The sequence below is a fragment of the Agromyces sp. Y575 genome, assembly GCF_059445445.1.
This window is the reverse complement of record NZ_JCAIUI010000002.1, coordinates 288526-311943: the sequence shown is the minus strand read 5'-3', so window position 1 is coordinate 311943 and position 23418 is coordinate 288526. Positions and strand designations below refer to the sequence as shown.

Below are 23418 nucleotides of genomic sequence, written 5' to 3'. Positions count from 1 at the left end.
CTGTCGAATGGCGCCCGCTCACTCGACGCCGAGTGCGACGCGCATGTGGCGGTAGCCGTCTTCCGCTCGCCGCGCCGCGACGACGTCGCCGGAGCTCCGGTGCACCATGACGAGCGTGCGCCACGACTCGTCGAGCCACGGGTCGATCTCGACCGCGCGACTCGCGGCGGCGACCGCGGCGTGCGCGTCGCCGAAGCGGAGCTCGAGGTGCGCCAGCGACGCGGCGGCCTCAGCCGCTCGCACCCGATATCGTTCTCGCGCGCCTGCCACCCATTCGGCAGGGCCGTCCTCTGGCAGAACGTCACCGACGTAGAGGGCCAGCGCGCCCCGCAGGCCGTTCGCGGTGGTGACGGCATCCCGCCCGAGCTTGGATGCGGCAGCCTGCGCGAGCTGATCGTCGAAGTCGGCCAGGTCGCAGTCGTGCCGCGCGGTGATGCCGAGGCGGTAGGCCTCCCCGACGCGTTCGACGATGGATGCCGCGGGGCCGATCAACTCTGCAGGGAGGGCCCGGCGCAGGCTGGACACGCTCACGTGCAGTGCGTGCACCGCGGAGTCGATCCCGAGGTCGCCCCAGAGGATGTCGGCGATGAGCTCTCGGTGCAGCGGCGAACCCGCGTTGAGGGCGAGCATTCGCAGCAGTGCCCTCGCCTGGGGCCGCACGGCTCTGAGCTCGATCTCGGAGCCGTCGGCGCACAGGTGGAATCCGCCGAAGCATCTGACCGTCACGTGCGGATGCCTCGGCTCGACGTCTGCGGTATTCCGGAATTCCCCGGCTCGCGTGACCGCGACGTCCCTGCTGGAAGGAGACGGGGACAGTCGCGGCAGCCCGGTCTGCAGCGCGCACCGCCGAGCCGAGGCGATGAGGGCGGGCGCACGCGCGCCGGGCCCGACGAGTGCGCGCGCGGCGTCGATGAAGGCGCGCGCACCCTCGACGCCGGTGGCGATCGAGGCGGTCTGGGCCTGGACGATCTGGTCGCGCGCGTCGGCAGCACCGGATGCCGCGGCGAGCAGCGCCCCTGACGCGCGCGTCCACGCCGCGACATCCGTGAAGCCCAGTCGTTCGAGTCGGTCGGCGAGCGAGTTCGCATGCACGCACGTCGCGCGCCCCCGCCGCAGGCGCATCACGAACTCGATTCCCGCGACGAGTGCGGCAGCCACATCGTCGCCACGAGTCTCGCACTCCTCGACGACGCCTTCCACGGCCAGATACGGAAGGGCGGATGTCGCGGCCACAGCACCGCGAACGACACGCGCCTGCGCATCCAATCGTCGCGCGACGCATTCTCGCTCGAGGGCCGCAAGCGCGTCGAGCGTCGTCTCGCGCGGCGTGACCGGCTCACGGATCATGAGGAGGGCGAGGAGCGCTGCGGGGCGCTCGGGAGCGTCGCCCGGCGTTCGGAGCACGCGCTGCAGCAGGGGGACGGCACCGACCACGTCGCCGCGGCGGAGCCTCGTCATCGCTGCGTCGAACGGCGCGGATCGGGAGACGGCTGGGACTCGGAGGCGCGCGGCGACCGGTGCCGTGTTCGTGCCGATGATCGTCGCCACGCTGCTCGGACTCGGTGCCGCGCGAAGGCCGACCTCCGCAGGAATTCCCCCGCGCGCGCGGAGATGCCGGCGGAGGATGGGCGGCAACACGCGCGACCCGAACTCGGTGACGTGCATGATCGCACCGCTGTCGACGGCGTCGAGCAGTCTCGTCGCGGCATCCGCCCCCAACAGTCGGGCGCAATCTGCGAAGCCGAGCGCGGAGAGGCCGCTCGTGAGCTCGAGCGAGCGCACGACGTCGACCGGAAGTGCATTCAGGGCCACTTCGAGGCCGGTCGCCGCGAAGTCGCTCTGCAACAGCTCCTCGACCGCCGCGCTGAGCGACTCGCGGCCGACCGATCGCGACGCCAACGCGAGCTGGTGCACGAGCCCCGCCCACCCGCAGGTCTCGGATGCCACATGGGAAGCGCATTCGAAGGGGAGTATCTGCCCGCTGACGACCCGGAATGACTCGGACACCTCATCGATGCGGAGAACGAGCTCCGGCGCGGTCACGATGTCGGGTTCGATCTCAGTGGCGTGCGCGAGGTTCGCACCCAGGGCGCGCCGCGAGGCGAGGATGACGTGGCGCCCGCTGCCGCAGTGCGCGATCATCCGCTCGAGAGCGGACTCGCCTCGCGTGCCGGCCACCAGCTGCACGTCATCGATCGCGATCGTCGTCGGGTCGCCCGACGTGGCGCCCATGATCAACGCATCGAGCGCCGCAGGATCCCGGCATTCCCGGCCGAGGGTGACGACGACGACGTGGTCGACGGAGTTGCTCAGCCGACGAAGGAGCGTCGACTTCCCCGATCCGCTCGGGGCCACGATGAACACGCAGGGGGACTGGAGGCGGCGCGCCAACCGCGCCGGGACGAAGTCCCGGCGTGCAGCCTGATCGTTTCCCGCAACCCCCATGCGACGCACCGCCAAACCTCACGTCGGCGGGTGTCGCCGCTCGGGTCTGACGGAACTCAATCTATGCCCTCTCGCCCCGCTGCGGGTCCGGGCGAGCACTGGTTCTCGGGCGTGAACGCAGCGGTCGCAGGAGGGCAGCGATGGGTGCCTGTTGAGGCATTGGACTGGTTGCACGCCCGGCGCTCCGCAATGATCAGCGGTATCGGTCGTTGCTTGTCTGTGTCGCGGCCGGAGGGACGGAGATGGCCGAACGCATCTGTGAGACGTGCGGCGCCAAGAACGACGTCGGCGCACGGTTCTGCGCGGCGTGCGACTCGTACCTCGGCTGGGATATCGGAGGCTCGACGCTCGACGGAGAGGCGCTCACCGGCACGATACCCCGCGTCGTGGGCGCGGTCCCGGCCGAGCCCGCCGGTGCGACGGAACCCCACGTAACCACGCCGGGCGAGGGGGAGCCGCAGCCTGACGCGGCCGCGACCGCGACCGCGACCGCACCCGAAACCGCACCTGTGACGGCACCCGAAGCCGACGCCGCGGCAGCTCCCGCTCAATCGTCGCCCGGCCCCGAGGCGTCGTCGCAGCGCGATGCTCCCACCGTGACCGTCGCGACCCCAGAAGTGGTCGTGACCCCGGATGCTCCGGGCGAGGTCGAGTTCGCCATCGAGAACACGACGAGCATCGTCGACGGATTCGTCATCGAGGCCGTCGATCCTCCATCGTGGCTCGAGCTCACGCATCCCGACGTCCACCTCATGCCCGGTGAGGCGCGCAGTGTCACGTTGTCACTCGGGCTGCGAGAGGGGATCATGGTGGTCGCGCAACGCCTCGCCATCACGGTCGTCGTCCGCTCCATGGAAGACGAGGAGCGGAGCGCGACCGTACGCGTCGTCGCGACCGTGCCGCCCTACGGGCCGCGTCCCGCACTCGAGGCGCGGCCGACCCTCATCCGGCTCGAGGACGCGGCTTCGGGCTCGTTCTACCTTCGACTCGACAACCGGGCCGCGAACTACCCGCAGACCGTCGGGATGTCGGCCAGCGATCCTGAGGGCGTCGTGCTGTTCGCCTTCGCGCCCGAGGTCGTCGAGGTTCCGGCCGGGTCGATGGTCGAGGTCGCCGCGTCGTTCACCGCTCCGCAGCCGGCGCCGGGCCAGCAGCTGAACCGGCAGCTCTCCGTCGCGGCGACGAACGACGAGGGGCCGATCAGCACGATCGTGACCCTCGTGCAGTCGACCGCGGCGGCCCCGGTGAACGCGCCGATCCGGGTACAGCTGCAACCCAGCAGCATCCGTCTCGTCGATGCTCACGACGCCGAGTTCGAGGTGCACGTCGACAACCGAGGCGGCCACTCCGGTGTCACCGTGGAGCTCTCGGGAAGCGACCCCGAACAGCGGATCGCATTCGCGTTCGTGCCGGCCCGGTTCATCGCCGTGCCGGGCCACGTCACGCTCGCCCACGGGCGGCTCCGCGCGAACCCCCCGCCGCGCGGCACGAGTGCGAAGCATCCGTTCACGGTCATCGCCTCGGACGGGACGAGGGATGTCGAGGCCTCGGCCGTGCTCGAGATGAGCACCTCTGCCGCCGCGATCGCGACCGCCGAGTTGCGGGTCAGTCCCGAGAAGCTGAATATCGGCACGCATCGCGGCGGCGAATACACGATCGAGGTCGACAACCGCCATGGTGCCGAGCCCCTGAACGTGGTGTTCTCGGGGCGATCCGACGACGGGCTCGTTCGCGCAAGCTTCGCGCCGCCTCAGGTCGCGGTCGTCCCGGGCGCCGTCGGCCATGCCCGGATGTCGGTGTCGAGCCCGCACCCGCCGGCGAACCAGGTGAGTGCGCGCCGGCTCGAGATCGTGGCATCCGATGGAGTGCAGAATCTCACGGCGAGCGCGGAGCTCAGCCAGATCGGCCCGAATCGTCGGCGCCCGGCGAGCAGGTGGCTGGTCGTCATCGGTGCGTTCCTCGTCATGATCGGTGCGTTGTTCATCCCGTGGTTCATCGGCACCGACGTCGATCTCGCGCTCGACGAGTGGGTCGGGAGCCTTTCCAACGTGCAGTTCTTCCGAGGCATGTCGCCCGACACGGCAGTCGCCACCTTCGAGGCCCCGTTGCGGATCCTCCTCGTCGTCTTGGCCGTGGCGATGCTGTTCGGCATGGCCGGTAGGGCCGGCGGGCTGACCCGCAAGTCCGCCCTGCTCGTCGTGCTGCTCACCGTCGGCTTCCTCGTGGCCATCGCATTCGCCGCCGTTTCGATACCGGTGCCCTTCCTCGGCCTCCCCGTCATCTGGCTCGGCGCGGTGCTCGGCTACATCGGTGGAGTCCTCGCCAGACCTCCCTCTTGACGACGCCACACAGACGTTTCGGAGGGGGAAGCGGAGGGGATGCGGACCGGCATTTCGCGGGGTCGTACTGGTTCGAAGCACGCTCCGCGAGATGATATCCTCGTACGGTTGCCGATTGCGGCAGCGCGCCCCGATAGCTCAGTGGTAGAGCACTTCCATGGTAAGGAAGGGGTCGTCAGTTCAATCCTGACTCGGGGCTCTGGTTCTCTTCGGTTCGGCCATTCGGCAGGGCCGGGAAGACCTACCCGGCGGGGTAGCTCAGGTGGTTAGAGCACACGGCTCATAATCGTGGTGTCGCGGGTTCGAGTCCCGCCCTCGCTACTGGAAATCATCGGTTGACCAGGGGTTTCTTGTCCTAGACAAAGGACAGGACTCGATGAGTTCAACGTTTATTCAACGCTTATTCGTCAGCGACCGCGTTTTGCGGACCTACAGGAAGAAGGTGTTCGACCCGTCCCGGGTGTTCTGGAACGACTTGGAACACCTCAGTGCATGGACACTGAGCGATTCTCCGGGCTCGGCCTCGAGCCGGTTCTCACGACGAGCGAGCTCGCCGACTACCTCGGCGTGCACGTGCAGGCGATCTACGACCTGCGCGCCGCCGGGAAGGGCCCTGCCGGCATCCATGTCGGGCGCGAGATTCGCTATCGAGTCTCCGAGGTACTCAGCTGGATGGACGAGTTGCACGATCCCGTCCCTGCTGGTCGCGGGCGGTGAGCGCTGATGGCCGGCCGGCCGCGGCTCCCCATTGGCACGTTCGGCGACATCAAGACGAACCAGGTCGCTCCCGGACGGTTCCGGGCGTACGCCCGGTTCCGCGACTGGGACGGCGAGACGCGACAAGTCTCGACGACCGGTGCGAGTCGGGGTGGACGATCCGAAACGGGCTTGCACGGCTCTGTGCTCAGCAGCTCCTCGGAGACAACAACTGGAGAGATGCGTGAGAACGACGCCAAGTGCCGCCACTGCTCAGCAACTTTGCCGGCCAGTGTTCAGCCGAGCATTCTTGGAACTCAGCAAGAAACGCTATCGAAACTCAAGGGCACAGCCACCGCCTCTGAGGATCATGCTGCCTCTCGTGAGCACATCCGAGAGCGGGCCGGTGCCCCACGCGTCTTCCAACCAATCCAGGACGGGAATACGACGCAGCGTGGGTGGCGCCAGCACCGCGTGCCCATTCGGAATTCAGACCTGCGCGCTGTTGAGTTCGATAAGGCGGACGAGGGCGTTGGAGGCGGGTCCACAGCGACGTCGATGCAGTGGACCAGCCTCTTCTGACGCGTCCGCGAGGGTCTCGAGCACCGCGACATCGCGCATCGCCATCGAAGGCGAGTGCCGGCGGCACGGACAGGCGCATGAGGTACCGGCGCGAACCTCCGCCGAGACGGCCGTCGCGTGCGAAGCGAGCCCGGCAAATGGATGTCACTAAAGTCACATTCTACCCGTGAATGGGTCTTTGTGATTGCTCTGCCTTTCGAGCCCGGCCATCGTTGACGCATGCAGACGCCCGGACAAAGCCGACCAAAGATGAACGGGTTCTCGATCACCCGGCGCCAACTCATCGTTGGCGCTGCCGACGCAGTAGCCGCCACGGTGGTGTGGGATCAGCCTGCCAATCGGGCGGAGGCAGCGACACTCTCTGGCGCAATCACATCAGAGAACCGGCAGACCATCGAGTTCTTCTCCACAGACTTCACGGTGAAGCATGTCTGGCACCTGGCCACTGTGGTCTCCATCTCGGCTCTCCCCGAACGCGTCCAATCGGTCAGCGCCGAGTTTCTATCTGACATACGCGTCTTGGCGCAGCGCAGGTTCCTGTCAATCCAGAGCGCCGGCGGGCTGACCACTGTGAAGGCCGATGACGCTTCGCTGGATGGCTCAACTGCGTCCGTGATCTTCAAGGTAGACAGGCGTTCACTGAGCGGCGAGCAGGTCAGGATCTACCTACCTTTGCTTGGGCGAATGCTCTACCCCGAAGACGGAATCGACGGGGTCAGCGCGCCCGCAGTGAAGCTCGCCCTGATGGACGCCGACGGCAAGGTAGTGCAACGACTGGAGCGACGCCTGATCCTTGAATCAAGCGTTCCGGTCGCCCCATGGGGGCTCGTACCTTCTGCAGGTTGGGCAGCGTTGACCAACCCTGAGCAGAACGCTCTCTATCGAGTTCCTGTTGCGATCAATCTCCGCAGTATCGGCTCGAGCCCTACTCCAGCAGGTGTGCAGGTTGGGATCACCGTTGATCAAGCACAGGCGGGAATGCCTGTTGTCACGTCGCTGGCGAGCGGACCCGAGCAACTCGATCCCACACTGGTAACAGTCAGTGGCCCTGCAACCGGCCCCGCGCACACAGTGGTCCTCACCATCAACGAGGCCATACCAGTCGGCGTGTCTCACGTGATCGGGTTGAGCTGGCCAAATGCTGACCCGCATTTCGCCGAGCCGTCTCCGCTTCGTTCGGCAGTCACCATCCTCACCGAAGGAACGCAGGACGCCCCCCGCCGGCGGGTCGGGAACGCGGAGACACTCTCTGACGACCCCATCGGCGTCTATACCAATAATGTCGCCGCCAAGGAGGGACAATGAGCGATCCCCAAGTACAGAACGCGCAGGCCTGGCTCAACAACACGTTCGGTGGTCGCGCGGGATACGTGGACGCGCCCATGAACGGGGAAACCGGCTGGCTAACGATGTACTCGGCCATTCGTGCCCTTCAGCTCGAGCTTGGCATTACGGCCACCTCCGACAACTTCGGATCAGGAACTCTCGCAGCGCTCGAGTCCCAGGTTGGTGATGTACGAGCGGCCACCGCGGCTACGCATCCAAACATCGTCGGCATTCTCCAGTTGGCGCTCTGGTGCAAGGGCTACTGGGGCGGGCTGATCTACGAGTTCTGGGACGAGGATGTCGCATCCAGCGTCAACTCCGTCCGTCTGGACTCGGGGCTCAGCGCAGGCCAGACCGTCCCGCCGAAGCTGTTCAAGAGCCTTCTGACGATGGATGCCTACATCGTCATCGGAAACGGCAATAGCGAGACCCGCGCCGTGCAGAGGTGGATGAACGGCCACTACCTCGACCGTGCCGATTTCCAGATGATCCCCTGCGACGGGATCTTCTCCCGACAGGTTCAGCAGGGGCTAATGTACGCACTCCAGTATGAAATCGGCATGGCTGACGGAACTGCCAATGGCAATTTCGGTCCCGGTACACAGCAGGGCATTCGGGACCACGGCATCGCCTCACTGGGAGACGCCGACGGCGCACGAAAGATGATCCGGCTCTACCAAGCCGCCCTCATCTTCAATGGCTACACGCAAACCCCGTTCACCGGTTCTTTCGACACAGCTACCAGAACGCAGACGACCGGCTTTCAACAGTTCGTTGAGCTTCCTGCGACAGGGGCAGCGAACTTCTCTACGTGGGCATCGTTGCTCGTGAGCACCGGCGACGTCAACCGCTCGGCGACCGCGTGTGACACCGCCACCCCCTTGACACCCCTCAACATTGGGTCGATCAATGGGGCGGGTTTTCAAGTCATCGGGCGGTATATCAATGGTCTCGAGAAGCGCCTCGCCCACGATGAGCCAGCCCGCATCTGGGCCAATGGCCGCACGTGGTTTCCGATCTATCAGGAATGGAATGACACGGCGGATCAGTTTTCCTACAGCCTCGGGTACGAACAGGGCGAACGGATCGCCTCCCGGATGCGACAGCTCGGAATCGTAACCGGCAACCGTGTTTATCTGTCCGTGGACTTTGATGCCACGCAAGACGACATCGACGCAGTGGTTGTTCCGCATTTCCGCGGCGTGCGCGACGCTCTCGACGCGTCCAAGACAGTTGTCTACAAGCTCGGCGTATACGGCACCAGAAACGTCTGCGCTCAGCTAGCGGCCGAGGGCCTCACAGAGTCCTCGTTCGTCAGCGACATGTCGACAGGCTATAGCGGGAATCTCGGCTTCCCGCTCCCGCCCAACTGGGCGTACGACCAAATTCTCACCATCGAGGTGGGGAGCGGTGACGCTTCCATCGAGGTCGACAAGGTAGTCAAGTCAACCCGAGCGCAGTCCCTCTCCAGCGCGCAGCTTCGGCGAACACCTCGAAGATTCACGGCTGGGCAGGCATCCGGATTTGACGAAGCGTTCTTCTGGCGAGTAGCAGGGCTGGCATACCTCTCAGATCAGGTGAGCCCGGACACATACATGACCCAGGGCATCCGTGATGACATGGTGCTGAACTGGCTTCAGAAGCCGACCTACTGGATTGGCGGAGGCAACGGGGAGCTTGACGAGATTTGGACGCACTTCTATACGCCGAGATATCCGAATCTCTTCCCGCAGGATGCTCCCGAGTGGGCTGCCTTTGAGCTCGCATTCGCAGAGTTCGATGCTCGCGCCGGAAGCGAAATGTACCCTCGACCCGTCGACGCACAGTTCGGCGACACAACGCATTGTGCCGCGTCGACGCGCGGGTACACGAACTGGGGCGTTCCCGCGCCAAGCGCAGCTTTTCACGTTTCGGACATCGGCGGATGGGCTGGAGACTTGGCAACTTTCTGGGAAGACTACGAAGCGGCTCGACTTGATAGCTCTAGTGGCGTGCTCGACGTACGGGCATGGACCGCCGCGAACCTCGGATCCGGAGCGAACTCTTTTGGCAGCGGTGACTTGCTTGCCGACATGGCCGCCTTCCTCTGGGCAAAACGCCTTGCCAATGGGAGCGGCTCAGTTGATGAAATCGCCCGACAGATGCTTTGCGCCATCGAGGATGACCCGGGCTGGCTGGCCAAGCAGTTTTTAGCGGAGAGATTCGGTTCTCGAGCGAACCTCGTTGCCGCAGCCAAGTCAGTGTTCACCGCACCATGGCCAACAGAACTGGCAATTAGTCAGCTCGTCGATATCAGGCTGCCAGGAGAGCCAGCGCCGACATTGTCACCTTCGCCGACAGTCCTGGCAACAGAGCTCGACGGTCTGGCAAATGGATTCGCGGACGTTGTTGTCGCGGCTCAGCAATGAACCAGAAAGCGACCGCCGCGAAGGCTAGAGCAGTCTTCAGATACCTAGCGGGAATCGTTGGCTCGACAGGCATGCTGCTCGCATCGGCTCTCTTGCTCTTGCCCACCGGCCGCGCCGCACGCTGTGTTGTGCAATGGCAGGGTGCGCTAGCGGATGCCACGTGGGCCTACTGCGTCGCACTTGTGTCGCTGCTGCTCCTGATCTGGGCACACAACTCGCGTAAGTCAGCAAAGTACGGTGGAGTCGACTACACAACATTCGGGCTCCTGATTCTTGGCGGTCTGCTCCTTTCTCCCATGGCGTTTCTGGCCACCGCCGCTGACGATGAGGGTGGCGCGATACGAACAGCATGCGGGCTGAGCACATGGTCGGCGTTCGGCATCGTACTGACCGCCTTCTTTCCGTTGTTGACAGGCCTGCTAGCGGTAGTGCTTTCCAGAATCGGTGAGATCCCATTCTGGGTGCGTCTGGTCTCGCCTATTGCGATTTTCGCCGCTCTCTGGTGGCTGAACTCCAGCCTCATCGCCCATTTGTCATCCCCTGGAATCGTGCAGCTCCCCTGATCGCATCTCATAGCCACATCGTGGAGGGGCCGCGGTCACGCGTGTGGACCATTGACGTCTGGATGCGGCGACGAGGGCTCCTCGGCCTGGTTGTCCGTTGATGGACGCACTCCGCGCTCGCCCATCGGCATCGAGCGCTGCGTGAGGTGAGGTCATGGTGACTCTCGACCCGCGGATTAGCCTGGCGACGGCCCTAAATGCCCAGCCTGGCGTATATGCCCTCCTCATCGGTTCCGGAACGTCGACCGGGGCGGGCATCCCCACTGGATGGGGTGTGGTGGAAGCGCTCGTCCGGCGTGGTGCCGTCGCCGGCGGCACCTCTGTTGACGAGGACTTCGATACCGAAGCCTGGTGGGATGCTCACGGCGACGGGAATCCCCTGGGGTACTCCAACCTTCTGGAACGACTTGCTTCGACGCCCGCCTCGCGACGGGCTCTGCTCGCTGGCTTCTTCGAGCCGACCGAGGAAGAACGCGAGGCAGGGTTGAAGATCCCGAGTCCCGCCCACCACGCGATCGCCGCACTCGTCAAACGGGGGCTCGTCCGGGTAATCGTGACGACCAACTTCGACCGCCTCCTCGAGCGCGCGATCGAGGCAGCTGGCGTGAGCCCGCAGGTCATCTCGAGCGAGGCGGCGATCACAGGCATGGAACCGCTGCAGCACATGCCCTGCACGATCCTGAAGCTGCACGGCGACTACGCCAGTCTTGATCAACGCAACACCGTCGACGAGCTACGCGAATACCCGAAGCGAACCGGTGAGCTCCTCGCCCGGATCCTCGCGGAATATGGCTTGATCGTCTCGGGGTGGTCTGGCGACTGGGATCCCGCGCTCGTCGGCGCGATCGTAGCGACCGCAAGCCGACGCTACCCGATCTACTGGACAAGTAGATCCGCACTCGGCGAGACGGCGAGACGCCTGACCACACGCAGCGGCGTACACGTCGTTACGGGAGTCACGGCCGACGACTTCTTCCCTGACCTCGAGCAGCGAGTCGAGGCGATCGAGCTCATGGCCGATGCGCCGGAATCAGTGAGCATGATGATCGCCCGACTCAAGCGTGCGCTTCCGAACCCTGTTCGGCACCTCGAGCTGCGTGACCTGTTCGAGGCAGAACTCACCAAGCTTTCCGACTACATCCGCGACCTCGTTGAACAACCGGGCCCGGCCTCATGGGAAGCGACAGAGGAGGGCCTTGCTGAGCTTCGCGGCCGATCAACTACGCTTCTCCACTTGTTCACCACAGGCATCCTGCTCGATCGTGATCGACAGCACAATGAACTCTGGGTTTGGGTCATGGAACGTGCGATGGCGGCCCGCCCGGCACGCATGACAACCACCGTCTGGGACGAGCTTGCGCACTATCCGGCGTTGCTGTTGCTACGCGCTGGAACCATCGCAGCACTCCTCGCGAAACAGGAGGACGTCGCCAGGTCGATCCTGCAGAAGCCCAAATGGGGGTCCGGCAACGGATTCAGCGGGAACGACCAACTCCGGCCCGCGTGGGACGTGCTCTCCCCGTGGAGCATCCTGGACAGGGACCGGGCGAACTCTCTCCCGCGGAACACGAGCGCGAACTATCGCTGGCCAATGAGCCGGATGGTGCGTGCCGATCTCAAGGATTTCATTGACCCGATCGCCGGAGGGCAGGACTATACCCGGCTTCATAGCCAAGCCGAGTACCGGGCATCGCTCGCATGGCTCTTCGCCACGAACAGGGCCAAGGAGCACACTTACCCAACGGATGGCGAGTTCATCGGTGACAACCAGTGGACACGGTCGGAACCGATCGACCTGATCTGGTCGGCGGACTTCTTGGCGAACTCAGATCGAGACGCCTGGGGATATCAGGGATCCACGGGGAATGGTTCAAGCAACAACTCGATGGCCTCACGGAACAACTATTTATTCAGCGACGAGGATGACTAGACACGAAGATACTTCAATGCCACTCAGGATGTCTCGTGTCCTCAAGTTCAATGACGACCTAGGGTTCGACTATGCGTGGGACTCAATGCCGAGCACGGACGACCGCGGCAGGTTGCGCGAGAACCTACATTTCGACGAGATCCGAATCCAGTGAACCGAGCGCGCTGCCAACTGTCAGAGTCGCCTTCTCGCTACAACGTATGCAGTCGCCTGTCGAGAGGCATCAGGGCACTCGAAGCTCTCGTATCGGTTCGCGTCGAGCCGCAGTCACGGCCGGGAAAAGGCTGGCGACGACCCCGACCGTGGTCGCAAGCACGATCAGGCCTGCGACGTATCCAGGCCCCGGTAGCGGGTCCCCGAGTAGAGCGAGGGTGCCAAGCGAGACTGCGCTTCCGACGACAGCGCCTGTGGCGGAGATGATCCCCGTCTGAGTTACGAGCAGCGCGACGATGAGTCTCTGACTCGCGCCAAGAGCGCGTCTGCGACCGAAGTCCTTGCGGCGCAGCATCACGAGACTATAGAGAGCGACAGCTGCAAGTGCGGCGGTGAGCAGGAGAATCCCAACCGTCAGTCCTCGCCCAAAGCTGCCCAGCTGCCCCTCGATCAGCCCGCGGAGGGCCGCGAGTGCTTCACTGGTCTGCACGGTCACCTTCGTCGGGTCGTCAACGGCGAGCACACTCGTGATGGCGGATGCTACGGGGGCGACGAGGTCGGGGCGTTCGGCAATGACCACGAGCACCGATACGGCGCCGGGGGAGTCGGCTGGTTGCGGTGCGAACAGGGCAGGCTCAAGGAATGATAGATAGTCCGGCAGGGTAAGGCGACCGCCGACGGCGTACCCGGTGCCGGCGTCTTCGGCGACAGCTCCGACAGGTTCGGTCATGCCGAGCCGATCGAGAGCGTCCTGTGACGCCCACGCGATATCGCCCTGGTTGGGAATCGACCGCGCCAACCCGGCGGCCGTCCAGTTGTCTGCCCAGACCTGCCGAAGTGGCACGCGAGTCCCCTCTGGGAACGCGCTGTTCTTCACGTCGGCAGCAGTGCTGAAGGCGCCGACCCAGTCCACCCCACCGAGCCCACGCACTCGGTCGAGTACGCTCGTGTCTAGGCCCGCCTCGGGGTCGGCGCGCACGACTATCGAGCGGGTTCCCGCGGAGTCAATCGACCCGATCACGGCTTGTTCCGCGCCAACGGTGCGGCCTGAGGTCAGCAGCACTGCTGCGCACATCCCAGCGATCATGACCACCGTGATGATCGTTGCGATCGGCGCTGTCCACGCCGAGATAGCGGCCTCGCGTAGCACCGCGATTGCTCGCCTCACAGCTCGATCCTTCGGTCGCACCGCTCGACCAGCGAAGGGTCATGGGTCACGACGACGACTGCGGCGCCCCGACCTGCCTGAGCGTGAAGCGCTTCGACGACCACATCGGATGATGCAGGGTCGAGGTTTCCGGTCGGTTCGTCTGCGAGCAAAACACTTGGGTCGCCGATCAATGCACGGCAAAGCGCAATGCGTTGCGCTTGACCACCGGAGACCTGGCCGGGCTTCGCCTCACGCCTGAGTCCGACACCGAACCGTTCCATCAGGGCCTCCGCGCGAGGAACGAGATCGCGTCTGCGTTCACCCCGGTACAGCGCGGTCTCGAGGATGTTGTCGAGTACCGTACGAGAGGGATCAAGGGCGGCATCCTGGAACACGAACCCGTAACGTGTCGCCCGCGCCGCGGCCCGTTCCCGATCGCTTCGGCCGTGCATCGCCCGCCCGTCGAGCAAGACCTCGCCGCTGCCTGGCTTCAGCATTAGCCCGAGCAGGTACAGGAGCGTCGATTTCCCTCGGCCGGATGCTCCGGTCACCGCGACGACCTCGCCGGCTTCGAACACGGCCGACACGTCTTCGAGCAGAGGCGATGAAGTATCGTACCTGAACCCGAGACCGCTGGCGGCAAGCCTGACCGTCATTCGGGTGCGCCCGGCTCGGCAGGGATCCGTATCCGGTCGCCTGCACTGACGCCCTCCACAATCGACATCCCGCGAGCGGAGGCGATCACCGTCACAGGGTGCTCAACCCCGTCGACGCCTAAGACCGAAACATCTCCGTTGGCTGCGCTTCTCAGTGCTGCGGACGGCACAACGAGGCCCGAGACTTTTGGCTGGGTGATGATCTGAGAGCTCAGAAGCGACTGACCTTCTACAGGAACCAGGCCGCACCCAGTACCGCAGATCGAACCTCCATCCGGTCCGGCGAGGGTGACGTTCATTTGATCACCGCCGTCCGGTGACGGCTCTTGTCCGGCGGCCACCGCATGCCAGACCTGATCTTGGAAGGTGATCTCCACTTCGGTCCCGGGCGGGATTTTCGCGGACTGTTGCCCGGTGACCGGGACGGTGAAGCTCGGCTCGGCCGACAGCACCGATATGGCGGCTTCCCCGCCCGCAAGCGTCGCGCCTCGGAACACGACCTCACCGTCGAGCGTCACACGTCCCGGGAGCGTCGGCACGAAGACAAGATCAGCGGTCCGAACGATGCCATCGGCCTCGATCCCGACCGACTTCTGCCAGTCCTTCACGGCAGCGGCGGTCCCGGTGCCGAACTCGCCGTCTTGTGTCCCGTTGTACATGCCGAGCGCCGCAAGGAGCTGCTGCACCTGCAGAACGTCCGCCCCTTCCGACCCCACTGTCATGTCACGGAAGGCCGGTGTCTCACCCTGCGCCACGACTACCGGGCGCAGGCTTACCTCGTACAGGGTTTGTCCGGCGGCGACCTCCTCACCGGTTTGCACCCGAACAGCGGTCACGATGCCCGCTGCTTGATTCGCTCCCACGGGCCGCTTTGTCCATTCGGCGACCGTGTTGAGGGAGATCGATGAGCCCACCTCGCCGTCAGTCACTTCGACGTCGGTGAACGGCGTCTCGGCGACCGCCTCGGTCGGCGCCGCGAACACCACGACACCCGCCCACCCGACGAGAGCGGCAACGGCGAGCAATACGAACGACCCAACGACCACAGCGGCGGGTCGACGTCGCATGTCGCGAGCGGCGGGATCCTTGGCGGATGAAGCCTGCATGTGCCACCTTTGCTTGATTTCTCGTTGCACGGTCCCCAACAACTACAACTATGCGGGTCGCTTCAATCGGCAGCCAAAACTGGATGTGTAAAACGGGAATAGATGTGACGAAAGTTACATGGATACACGCGACTCTCTGCGAAACCATTGGGGCTCTAGCAGGGCACTGGAAGTTCGAGCAGGATTGAGGAGAAATTTATGAAAGCAAGACGAGTGACCGTGCTGAGCGCGGCCCTGGTGGGGAGCTTCGCTCTCGCCATGTTGGTGGCTTCTCCGGCGCACGCTTGGTACCAATCAAACTGGGCGGCAAAGAACTGCGCAACGAATGTGCAGGTGTCCGTATACACGGAGGCTAACGGCAACGGCGATCACGAGTACCGCGCTCCCGGCGGCTACTACCGGATTATCTACATCGGCAACGGCCCACAAAGGACCTACGGCTACGTCGGAAGCGGCGAATGGCGCCAATACTGGGAAGGCAACCTGGGATACGCCGGCACCGCATCCTGCGCAAGGTATGTGAATCCGGGTGGGGTGGCGCCAGCAATATAGAGCCGTCCGCGGTTCATCGCGTCGAGGGGTCAGAGCCGGATGCCTTTTGCAACCCACGTGCGGTCGAGACTGATGCCTCGACGCGAGAACCACAGCACACTCCAATGCCAAATGAAGGGTCCAAACGCTCATGAGTTTTACCGGTCGTCGCCATGCCGGAGCGGTAGGCGCGGCATTGATCATTGCCGCCCTCGGAATGTCCGCGCTGGCGGGTTGTTCGATCAACGATGCCCCTCCCGCTGACGCTCCTCGCGCAGAAGCATCGGCGCTTGCGGTAGACCCAGCCCTAGTGGAAGAGGTCCAGGCTGGTCTTGAGCGGTACGAACAGTCGTTCCGCGATGTTATGGCCTGCATGGAAGCCGCAGGGTGGCAGGTTGCCGATCAAGGGAACCAGACGTTTTCGGTAGTCGGGATTACCCCGGAGCAGGCGGACCAGTCCCGCCAGGCATACAAGGACTGTTCCGAATCCACAGGATGGGGCGAAGCGAACGCGGTCGATACCGCTTCGCTCGCGAAGCTGTACCTGTACGAGCTATCGACGCTGGACTGCCTCGAGTCGATCGGCTGGGACGTCCCGGCAGACCCTCCGACACGCGAGGTATACGTCGAACGGTTCAATTCGGAAGACGCCTGGAGCGCATACTCGGAGATCGAAGATCAGATGACCGAGTCAGCAGCGTCAGCAGATACGGACCTGCCCGATTGGGATGAGACCCTTGCGATGTGCCCCCCGCCCACTCGCTGGGCAGATCTGAATTAGGGCGCGCACTCACGGGATCCAGGTCATGTGATTTTGGCGCGGCGAAAGTGTGTAACGAGGGGAATTGCCACGAGACTCGATGCGCGCACGCTTATTCAACGAATATCGGTCCGAACTCACTTGAGACGTTCCCAGTCGAGCCGAGTAGAGTCGCAATCGCAACATCCGTTCTCGCAAGGAATCCCAGGTCAGTCCGAGATCATTCGAGACGTCCGGAGCATGAGGAAGGACTCACGAGCGGCCCCGTCGTCTTCGTGGTGTCGCGGGTTCGAGTCCCGCCCTCGCTACAACACGACGTGCGTGAACGCAGCCAGCTCAGAGGCGGCCGAGGCCGGTCCCGATGATGACCACGCCGACCACGAGCAGGATGAGTGACGTCACCTCACGGTTGTTTCGGGTCATCCACTCCTTCGCCTTCACCAGCCTCGGTTGCATGCCGTTCGCGTCGACGAGCGTCACGATGATCGGCACCGCAACGGTCGACGCCCCCACAACCGTGTAGACCAGTATCGCGAGCGCCGCATCGGCAGCGGCGAGACCCGCACCGCGCACGGCCAGGCCGGCCGCGATGGCCAGGAGCAGCGCCTTGGGGCGTACGTTCAGGGCGGCCGCAATGCCGAGTGCGCTCCACGGCCCGATCGATTCCAACTTGTCGAGCCAAGCGGGCATGGCCTCCACCGGGTTGCGTCGGGCGCGCCGCCAGACGACGATCGCGATGACGACGAGGGCGACGCCCACGACGATCTCGGCGGCAGCGACCGCCACGTCGGGCTGCCGCGAGGATCGTGCCGTCGGAATGGCCTGGGCCGAGATCGTGCAGATCGAGACCACGAGGGCCATGCCGATGACCCACCCGATGAGGAAGGGCGGGGCGGATGCCCGGCGCTTCGGCGAGAGCAAGATCACGATCGTCGCCATGATCGGAACGGAACTGATCGCGACCGCCAGCGCGATCGGAAGTATGTGCCCTATCGCCTGCAGCATTCCGCCGCGCCCCCTGCCCTACCGGCGCCGGCACTGCGGAGCAGTACACGCAGCGGCGTTGCTGAGCAACGATATCCGAGGCCGTCCTGCGCGACAACGCCTGCCGCGACGCACGATTTGGCACGGTCTCGAGGATTCTCGGCAACACGGTCGCGCCGGCCTCCCCAGAACCCACTCAGCCGGCTGGGAGGTATACGTTCGCGACCGAATGAGACCGCGCCGCACTAACCGATGTCGGTTCAGGCGTACGCGCGGTGCCGGGGCCCGGCTGTCGCCGCGACGGGCGCTCCGGCGAAGGTGCGCGAGTTCACTCGGCCGTGGTCCTCGCCGCGCGGACAATTGCACTGCAGGGCGATGCTGTCGGTGCTGTCGATCGGCACGAACTCGAGGTGTTCCGCCGGTTGCCGGTTTTGCTGTCGTTTCTGCCACATGTTCATCCCCTCCTATGGAAGAGACGGCGAACGTGGCACATCATGACGCGACTTGACGAGGGGTCGCCGACTTCGACGAACTCGACTTCGACGAGTCCGAGCAGCCCTCAAACGCTGCCGTTCAGACCAGGTCGCGCCTGCGGAACGACACGAAGGCGAACGACGCGAACACACCCGCCCAGACGACGAGCACGGCGATCGCGACGCCGGGACCGGTGGACGCGACGACGGCGGGAACGACATCGCGCCCGTCGGGGACGAGCGCTGCGGCAAGCGAGTTGCTGGCGCCGATCGGGAGGAACCCGCGGATCGCGTCGAAGAAGGCGATGGAAGGAGCGAGCATTCCCACGAACAGGGTCTCGATGCCGAGCACCCAGCCCACCCCGATGGCGATCGCGGCGATGACACTTCGCGTCAGCACGCCGAGGGCGAGGCCGAAGAGGAGGAAGACCGTCACGATCAGCCAGATGGCGACGGTGGCGACGACCAGATCGTACAGCTCGGGGAAGACGATCTCCCTGCCGGCCACGATGGCGACGACGATGCTCGCGAGCATGCTCGTCACGAGGGTTACCAGTGCCGTGATCGCCGCGATGACCACGACGCCGGTGAGGCGAGCGAGGACGAGCGGGTCGCGGCGAATGAAACGTGCGGTGATCGCGCGGAGGGTTCCTCTGCCGTAGTCGGATGCACCGATGATGGCGCCGAGGATCACCATCATCGGCGCGCAGTACAGCGGCAGGGACGCCACGATGTAATACGCAGTGCCCTCTGGGAGCATGTTCAGGAGTTGGAGCTCCTGCTGCTCGGGCGTGTACCAGTCGGCGCCCATCGTCGAGATGTAGCTCACGAGGTACGCGAAGGCGGCGATGCAGGCTGCCCAGACACCGATCACCGTCCAGACCGCGACGCGTCTCGTGCCGAGGCGGAGTTCCCCGCGTAGGGCGCTCGCGTAGTTCGGCGCGTGCCTGCTGCTCGTGGTGGCCACTGTGCTCATGCTGTGCTCGCCCCTGTCGTCTCGGGTTCAGCGGTCAACTCGAAGAAGGCATTCTCCAGCGACTCCGACACCACGGTCAGCGACGAGACCGCGATGCCCGCGCGAACGAGTGCGGCATTCACTGCGTGCGGTGCAGTCTCGCCCAGGTGTACCTCCAACCCCGGTCCGACCTCGTGGATGTCGGACGGAGAGATTCCGAGCGCGCCGATGATCGAGCGCGCGCGCGCCGCGTCGTCGACCTGTACGGCGAGCCGTCTCCGGTGCACGGCGCGATCGCGCAGCTCCCGAAGCGTTCCTTCGGCGATCAACCGTCCCTTGGCGAGCACGCCCACCCGGTCGGCGACCAGCTCGACTTCGCTGAGGAGGTGGCTGGACAACAGCACGGTGCGCCCCTCTTCTCTCACGCTGCGGACCAGTTCTCGAATGCTCACGATTGATTCCGGATCGAGCCCGTTCGTCGGTTCGTCGAGCACGAGCACCTCGGGTTCGCCCAAGAGGGCGGCGGCGACGCCCAGCCGCTGTTTCATGCCGAGCGAGTAGCTCCGGTAGGGCCGCTTCTGATCCTTCGGCAGCAGGCCGACGCGAGCAAGCTCTCGGCTCGCCGACGCGCGAGGAAGATTCCAGTACGTCGCCAGGAGTCGAAGATTCTCGGAGCCCGACAGGTTCGGGTAGAACGCGGGAGATTCGATCAAGGAGCCGACGCCGCCGGAGTTGCGCGCGCGCTCCACGCGGATGACACCACTGCTCGGCGCGACCAGTCCTGTGAGCACGCGCATGAAGGTGGTCTTGCCCGCGCCGTTGGCGCCGACCAGGCCGTAGACCTCGCCCGGGCGGATGTGCAGGCTCACCGTGTCCAGCGCGCGCACGCCACCGCGGTAGACCTTGGTGACCTCGAACGCCTCGATCACCGCCCGAGGGGCGATCCCGTGTTCGGCTGTCATGTGATGCTCCCGATGTCCGAGCTCGCGGCATGCAAGCGAGAACTTTCTACCACAAAGTAGCTTCTGTGGGAAAGTACTATGTGGTAGAAATGGCGACGGAGGATGCAACTGTGAGTGATGACAAGGAATCGGACGCGGTCGATGCTGCGGAGATCCTCCGGTCGATCGAGAGAGACCGCGAGCGCATGGTGAATGCGCTCAGCCCCAACGCCAGGCTCCTCTACGGCACTTGGGGTGTGGCGTGGATCATCGGGTTCGGAGCGTTGTTCCTCGCCCTCTTCCCTGTGGAGGGGCCCGCGCTGCCCTTCCTGGTCAGCGCGATCATCGGTGGCGCGGCACTCGTGGGGGCGATCGTCTTCTCCACGGTGCATTCGACCCGGAAGAATCTCGGATCGCGTGGCCCGTCGAAGGTTCAGGGCGCCATCTACGGCAACACCTTTGCGATCGCGTTCACGCTCATGGGCGTGCTCGGCGGGCGCATGATGGGCCTCGGCGTCCCCTTCGAGGTGATGCTGGTCTTCTGGGTCGCCGTGCCGTGTCTGATCGTCGGAATCCAGTCCATGGCGGGCGCAGCCATGTGGAACGACAAGTCCCAGCTCGTCTTCGGCCTGTGGACCCTCGTCATCGGATTCGGCTCGGTCCTCGTCCCGGTGCCGTTCAATCTTCTGGTCGGTGTCGTCGGCGGGCTCGGATTCCTCGCCCTCGCGCTCGTCGAGACCATCAAGCCGACCCTCACTTCAGGCCCGATCACGCAGCAGGACCATGGATGAACTCGACCCGGTCATCCACGTCCAGGCTCGGCTTCGAATCGTGACCGTGCTCGATGCGCTCGGCGCCGGGGATGCCCTGTCCTTCCCTCGGCTTCAGTCGGTGCTCGGCGTGACGTCCGGAAATCTGGCGACGCACCTGAGAAAGCTCGAAGAGACCGGTTACGCCGAGGTCTCGAAGGTCATCGAGGGGCGGACTCCCGTCACGTACGTGAGCTTGACCGACGATGGCCGGCACGCGTTCCGGCTGTACAAGAAGGCGCTTCGGGCCCTCTTGAAATAGAACGTGCGTCAGAGTCGTCGAGAATCGGCGCCGCGGTGCATCCGGCCGCTTCCCAGCTCGGCGGACTATCCTGAAGCGTGACTGCTGACGATTCTCCGGTCGAGGTGGAGGCTCCGAAGGAGCCCGCCGCGACGACATTCTCTGATCTCGGGCTCGATGGCGCGGTGCTGAAGGCACTCTCTGACGTCGGCTACGAGACCCCCTCGGCCATTCAGGCTGCGACGATCCCCACCCTCCTCGCGGGTCGCGACGTCGTGGGCCTCGCGCAAACGGGCACCGGCAAGACGGCCGCCTTCGCGCTGCCGATCCTCGCGCGCCTCGACCTCTCTCAGAAGACCCCGCAGGCGCTCGTGCTCGCCCCGACGCGCGAACTCGCGCTGCAGGTCTGCGAGGCGTTCGAGCGTTACGCCGGGCATCTGAAGGGCGTGCACATCCTCCCCGTCTACGGCGGTCAGGGCTACGGCGTGCAGCTCTCTGCGCTGCGCCGCGGCGTGCACATCGTCGTCGGCACCCCGGGTCGCATCATGGACCACCTCGACAAGGGCACCCTCGACCTCAGCGAGCTCAAGTACCTCGTGCTCGACGAGGCCGACGAGATGCTCAAGATGGGCTTCGCCGAAGACGTCGAGACGATTCTCGCCGACACCCCCGACGACAAGCAGGTCGCGCTGTTCTCTGCGACGATGCCCGCCACCATCCGGCGGATGTCGAAGCAGTACCTGCACGACCCCGAAGAGATCACGGTCAAGAACAAGACCACGACGTCGGTCAACACCACGCAGCGCTACCTCGTTGTGTCGTACCAGCAGAAGATGGATGCCCTCACCCGCATCCTCGAGGTCGAGAACTTCGAGGGCATGATCATCTTCGTTCGCACGAAGAGCGTCACTGAAGAGATCGCCGAGAAGCTCCGCGCACGCGGATACTCCGCAGCTGCGATCAACGGCGACGTCGCGCAGGTGCAGCGCGAGCGCACCGTCAATCAGTTGAAGTCGGGCAAGCTCGACATCCTGGTCGCAACGGATGTCGCGGCGCGCGGCCTCGACGTCGAGCGCATCAGCCACGTGGTGAACTTCGACATCCCGACCGATACCGAGTCGTACGTGCACCGTATCGGTCGCACGGGTCGCGCCGGACGAAGCGGCGACGCCATCAGCTTCGTGACGCCTCGCGAGCGCAACCTCGTCTCATCGATCGAGCGGGCCACCCGTCAGCCGCTCACGCAGATGCAGCTGCCGAGCGTCGACGACGTGAACGTCACCCGGCTCGCCCGGTTCGATGACCGCATCACCGCGGCGCTCGACCAGGCGCCGCGCATCGAGGCGTTCCGCGACATCATCGGGCACTACGTGCGCAACCACGACGTGCCCGAAGTCGACGTCGCGGCCGCGCTCGCCGTCGTGGCGCAAGGCGAATCGCCCTTGCTGCTGGAGCCCGAACCCGAGCGTCCGCGTCGCGCCGACCGCGAGCGTTCCGACCGCCCCGAGCGTGGCGACCGTCCCGAGCGCGGCGATCGTCCCGAGCGCGGCGACCGCTTCGACCGCGGTGACCGCGGCGACCGGCCCGAGCGCCGCCAGCGGCCGAGCAGCGGCCCCATGGCGACGTATCGCATCGCCGTCGGCAAGCGCCACAAGGTCGAGCCGCGCCAGATCGTCGGTGCCCTCGCGAACGAGGGCGGCCTCAGTCGCGGCGACTTCGGCGCCATCCAGATCCGTCCCGAGTTCTCACTCGTCGAACTGCCCGCCGATCTCTCGCAAGAGACGCTCGAGCGACTCGACGGCACTCGCATCTCCGGCCGGCTGATCGAGCTGCGGCCCGATGCCGGCGGGCCCGCGCGCCGCAGCGACAGCGACGGCGACGGCGGCAAGCCGTACCGGAAGCCGCGCCACAAGGGCTGAGCGAAGAGCGGATGCCGGTGCGGTCGACGAGTCCGAGAAGCATCCGTGTGCGAAGCGGCCTGGCCGCGGCCGGCTGTCTCGTGCTCGGCATCAGCCTGCAACTGATCGATCGCACGATGTTCGTCGACCTGCTCGGCAGCATGCTCTACGTCGGGGTGATCGCATTCCTGCTCCGTGCGGCTTGGCCACGGCTCGGCGCGGTGTGGATCTCGGGGACGGCGTTCGCCCTTGCGGCGGCCGTGGAGCTGCTCCAGCTCACGGGCCTGCCGCAGCGCGTGGTCGACGTCTTCCCGCAGGCACGACTCCTGCTCGGCAGCTCCTTCGACCCGGTCGACCTGCTCGCCTACGCCGGTGGCGCGGTGCTGGCCTTCGCCGCGCAGCTCGCGTTGAACGCCGGGCCCGTCAGCGCCCGCTCCCGTCCGTAACGGGAGCAGTCTCGATCTGTTCGTGC

At 65.3% G+C, this 23418-nt stretch carries 20 protein-coding genes and 2 tRNA genes; 14 read left to right on the top strand and 8 right to left on the bottom strand.

Annotation, left to right across the window (positions count from 1 at the left end; genetic code table 11):
* Positions 1 to 18: 18 nt before the first annotated feature.
* Positions 19 to 2364 carry a BTAD domain-containing putative transcriptional regulator gene (locus AC1C2U_RS07590; RefSeq protein ID WP_495361136.1) on the bottom strand — a complete coding sequence of 782 codons (2346 nt, stop codon included), beginning with the start codon at positions 2362 to 2364 and terminating at the stop codon, positions 19 to 21.
* 323 nt (positions 2365 to 2687) lie between these two features.
* On the opposite strand from AC1C2U_RS07590, the gene AC1C2U_RS07585 reads away from it, so the two are divergent.
* The 8 genes from AC1C2U_RS07585 to AC1C2U_RS07550 all read left to right on the top strand — a co-directional run bounded on the left by AC1C2U_RS07585 (position 2688) and on the right by AC1C2U_RS07550 (position 12289).
* A complete protein-coding gene (locus AC1C2U_RS07585; protein WP_495361135.1) occupies positions 2688 to 4784 on the top strand; it encodes a hypothetical protein in 2097 nt (698 codons plus the stop codon).
* 127 nt (positions 4785 to 4911) lie between these two features.
* A tRNA-Thr gene (locus AC1C2U_RS07580) sits at positions 4912 to 4983 on the top strand.
* A gap of 48 nt (positions 4984 to 5031) precedes the next feature.
* Positions 5032 to 5105: transfer RNA gene (locus AC1C2U_RS07575), tRNA-Met, on the top strand.
* Between the two features lie 171 nt (positions 5106 to 5276).
* Positions 5277 to 5501: a helix-turn-helix transcriptional regulator gene (locus AC1C2U_RS07570; protein WP_495361134.1), complete on the top strand. Its 225-nt coding sequence runs from the start codon at positions 5277 to 5279 to the stop codon at positions 5499 to 5501.
* 780 nt (positions 5502 to 6281) lie between these two features.
* Complete coding sequence (locus AC1C2U_RS07565) at positions 6282 to 7367, top strand: hypothetical protein (protein WP_495361133.1); 1086 nt, start codon at positions 6282 to 6284, stop codon at positions 7365 to 7367.
* Positions 7364 to 9796, top strand: a complete 2433-nt coding sequence (locus AC1C2U_RS07560) for a glycoside hydrolase domain-containing protein (protein ID WP_495361132.1) — start codon at positions 7364 to 7366, stop codon at positions 9794 to 9796. The genes AC1C2U_RS07565 and AC1C2U_RS07560 overlap by 4 nt, the downstream gene beginning before the upstream one ends.
* Before the next feature lie 71 nt (positions 9797 to 9867).
* Entirely contained in the window at positions 9868 to 10359 is a 492-nt protein-coding gene (locus AC1C2U_RS07555) for a hypothetical protein (protein ID WP_495361131.1), read from the top strand.
* A 154-nt stretch (positions 10360 to 10513) separates the two neighbouring features.
* Complete coding sequence (locus tag AC1C2U_RS07550) at positions 10514 to 12289, top strand: SIR2 family protein (RefSeq protein ID WP_495361130.1); 1776 nt, start codon at positions 10514 to 10516, stop codon at positions 12287 to 12289.
* Positions 12290 to 12512: 223 nt separating this feature from the next.
* Here the strand turns inward: AC1C2U_RS07550 and AC1C2U_RS07545 are convergent, their stop codons facing one another.
* The 3 genes from AC1C2U_RS07545 to AC1C2U_RS07535 all read right to left on the bottom strand — a co-directional run bounded on the left by AC1C2U_RS07545 (position 12513) and on the right by AC1C2U_RS07535 (position 15354).
* The gene (locus AC1C2U_RS07545; RefSeq protein WP_495361129.1) at positions 12513 to 13610 is read right to left on the bottom strand and encodes an FtsX-like permease family protein; all 1098 of its coding nucleotides are present in this window, start codon (positions 13608 to 13610) and stop codon (positions 12513 to 12515) included.
* A complete protein-coding gene (locus AC1C2U_RS07540; protein ID WP_495361128.1) occupies positions 13607 to 14179 on the bottom strand; it encodes an ATP-binding cassette domain-containing protein in 573 nt (190 codons plus the stop codon). Before AC1C2U_RS07540 ends, AC1C2U_RS07545 begins: the two co-directional genes overlap by 4 nt.
* Positions 14180 to 14244: 65 nt before the next feature.
* Entirely contained in the window at positions 14245 to 15354 is a 1110-nt protein-coding gene (locus AC1C2U_RS07535; protein WP_495361127.1) for a peptidoglycan-binding protein, read from the bottom strand.
* Between the two features lie 213 nt (positions 15355 to 15567).
* On the opposite strand from AC1C2U_RS07535, the gene AC1C2U_RS07530 reads away from it, so the two are divergent.
* Both AC1C2U_RS07530 and AC1C2U_RS07525 read left to right on the top strand, forming a co-directional pair.
* A complete protein-coding gene (locus AC1C2U_RS07530; protein WP_495361126.1) occupies positions 15568 to 15906 on the top strand; it encodes a hypothetical protein in 339 nt (112 codons plus the stop codon).
* Between the two features lie 130 nt (positions 15907 to 16036).
* Positions 16037 to 16666: a hypothetical protein gene (locus AC1C2U_RS07525; RefSeq protein ID WP_495361125.1), complete on the top strand. Its 630-nt coding sequence runs from the start codon at positions 16037 to 16039 to the stop codon at positions 16664 to 16666.
* A 315-nt stretch (positions 16667 to 16981) separates the two neighbouring features.
* Here the strand turns inward: AC1C2U_RS07525 and AC1C2U_RS07520 are convergent, their stop codons facing one another.
* The 4 genes from AC1C2U_RS07520 to AC1C2U_RS07505 all read right to left on the bottom strand — a co-directional run bounded on the left by AC1C2U_RS07520 (position 16982) and on the right by AC1C2U_RS07505 (position 20019).
* Positions 16982 to 17650: a GAP family protein gene (locus tag AC1C2U_RS07520; protein ID WP_495361124.1), complete on the bottom strand. Its 669-nt coding sequence runs from the start codon at positions 17648 to 17650 to the stop codon at positions 16982 to 16984.
* Positions 17651 to 17889: 239 nt separating this feature from the next.
* A complete protein-coding gene (locus AC1C2U_RS07515) occupies positions 17890 to 18081 on the bottom strand; it encodes a hypothetical protein (protein WP_495361123.1) in 192 nt (63 codons plus the stop codon).
* Between the two features lie 121 nt (positions 18082 to 18202).
* A complete protein-coding gene (locus AC1C2U_RS07510) occupies positions 18203 to 19069 on the bottom strand; it encodes an ABC-2 transporter permease (RefSeq protein ID WP_495361122.1) in 867 nt (288 codons plus the stop codon).
* A 5-nt stretch (positions 19070 to 19074) separates the two neighbouring features.
* Entirely contained in the window at positions 19075 to 20019 is a 945-nt protein-coding gene (locus AC1C2U_RS07505) for an ABC transporter ATP-binding protein (RefSeq protein WP_495361121.1), read from the bottom strand.
* A gap of 110 nt (positions 20020 to 20129) precedes the next feature.
* Here AC1C2U_RS07505 and AC1C2U_RS07500 point away from each other — a divergent pair, with 110 nt between their 5' ends.
* The 4 genes from AC1C2U_RS07500 to AC1C2U_RS07485 all read left to right on the top strand — a co-directional run bounded on the left by AC1C2U_RS07500 (position 20130) and on the right by AC1C2U_RS07485 (position 23392).
* Positions 20130 to 20789: a hypothetical protein gene (locus AC1C2U_RS07500; RefSeq protein ID WP_495361120.1), complete on the top strand. Its 660-nt coding sequence runs from the start codon at positions 20130 to 20132 to the stop codon at positions 20787 to 20789.
* Entirely contained in the window at positions 20782 to 21069 is a 288-nt protein-coding gene (locus tag AC1C2U_RS07495) for a transcriptional regulator (protein WP_495361119.1), read from the top strand. Before AC1C2U_RS07500 ends, AC1C2U_RS07495 begins: the two co-directional genes overlap by 8 nt.
* A gap of 77 nt (positions 21070 to 21146) precedes the next feature.
* Complete coding sequence (locus AC1C2U_RS07490; protein WP_495361118.1) at positions 21147 to 22967, top strand: DEAD/DEAH box helicase; 1821 nt, start codon at positions 21147 to 21149, stop codon at positions 22965 to 22967.
* A gap of 47 nt (positions 22968 to 23014) precedes the next feature.
* Complete coding sequence (locus AC1C2U_RS07485; protein WP_495361117.1) at positions 23015 to 23392, top strand: ribosomal maturation YjgA family protein; 378 nt, start codon at positions 23015 to 23017, stop codon at positions 23390 to 23392.
* Positions 23393 to 23418: the final 26 nt, after the last annotated feature.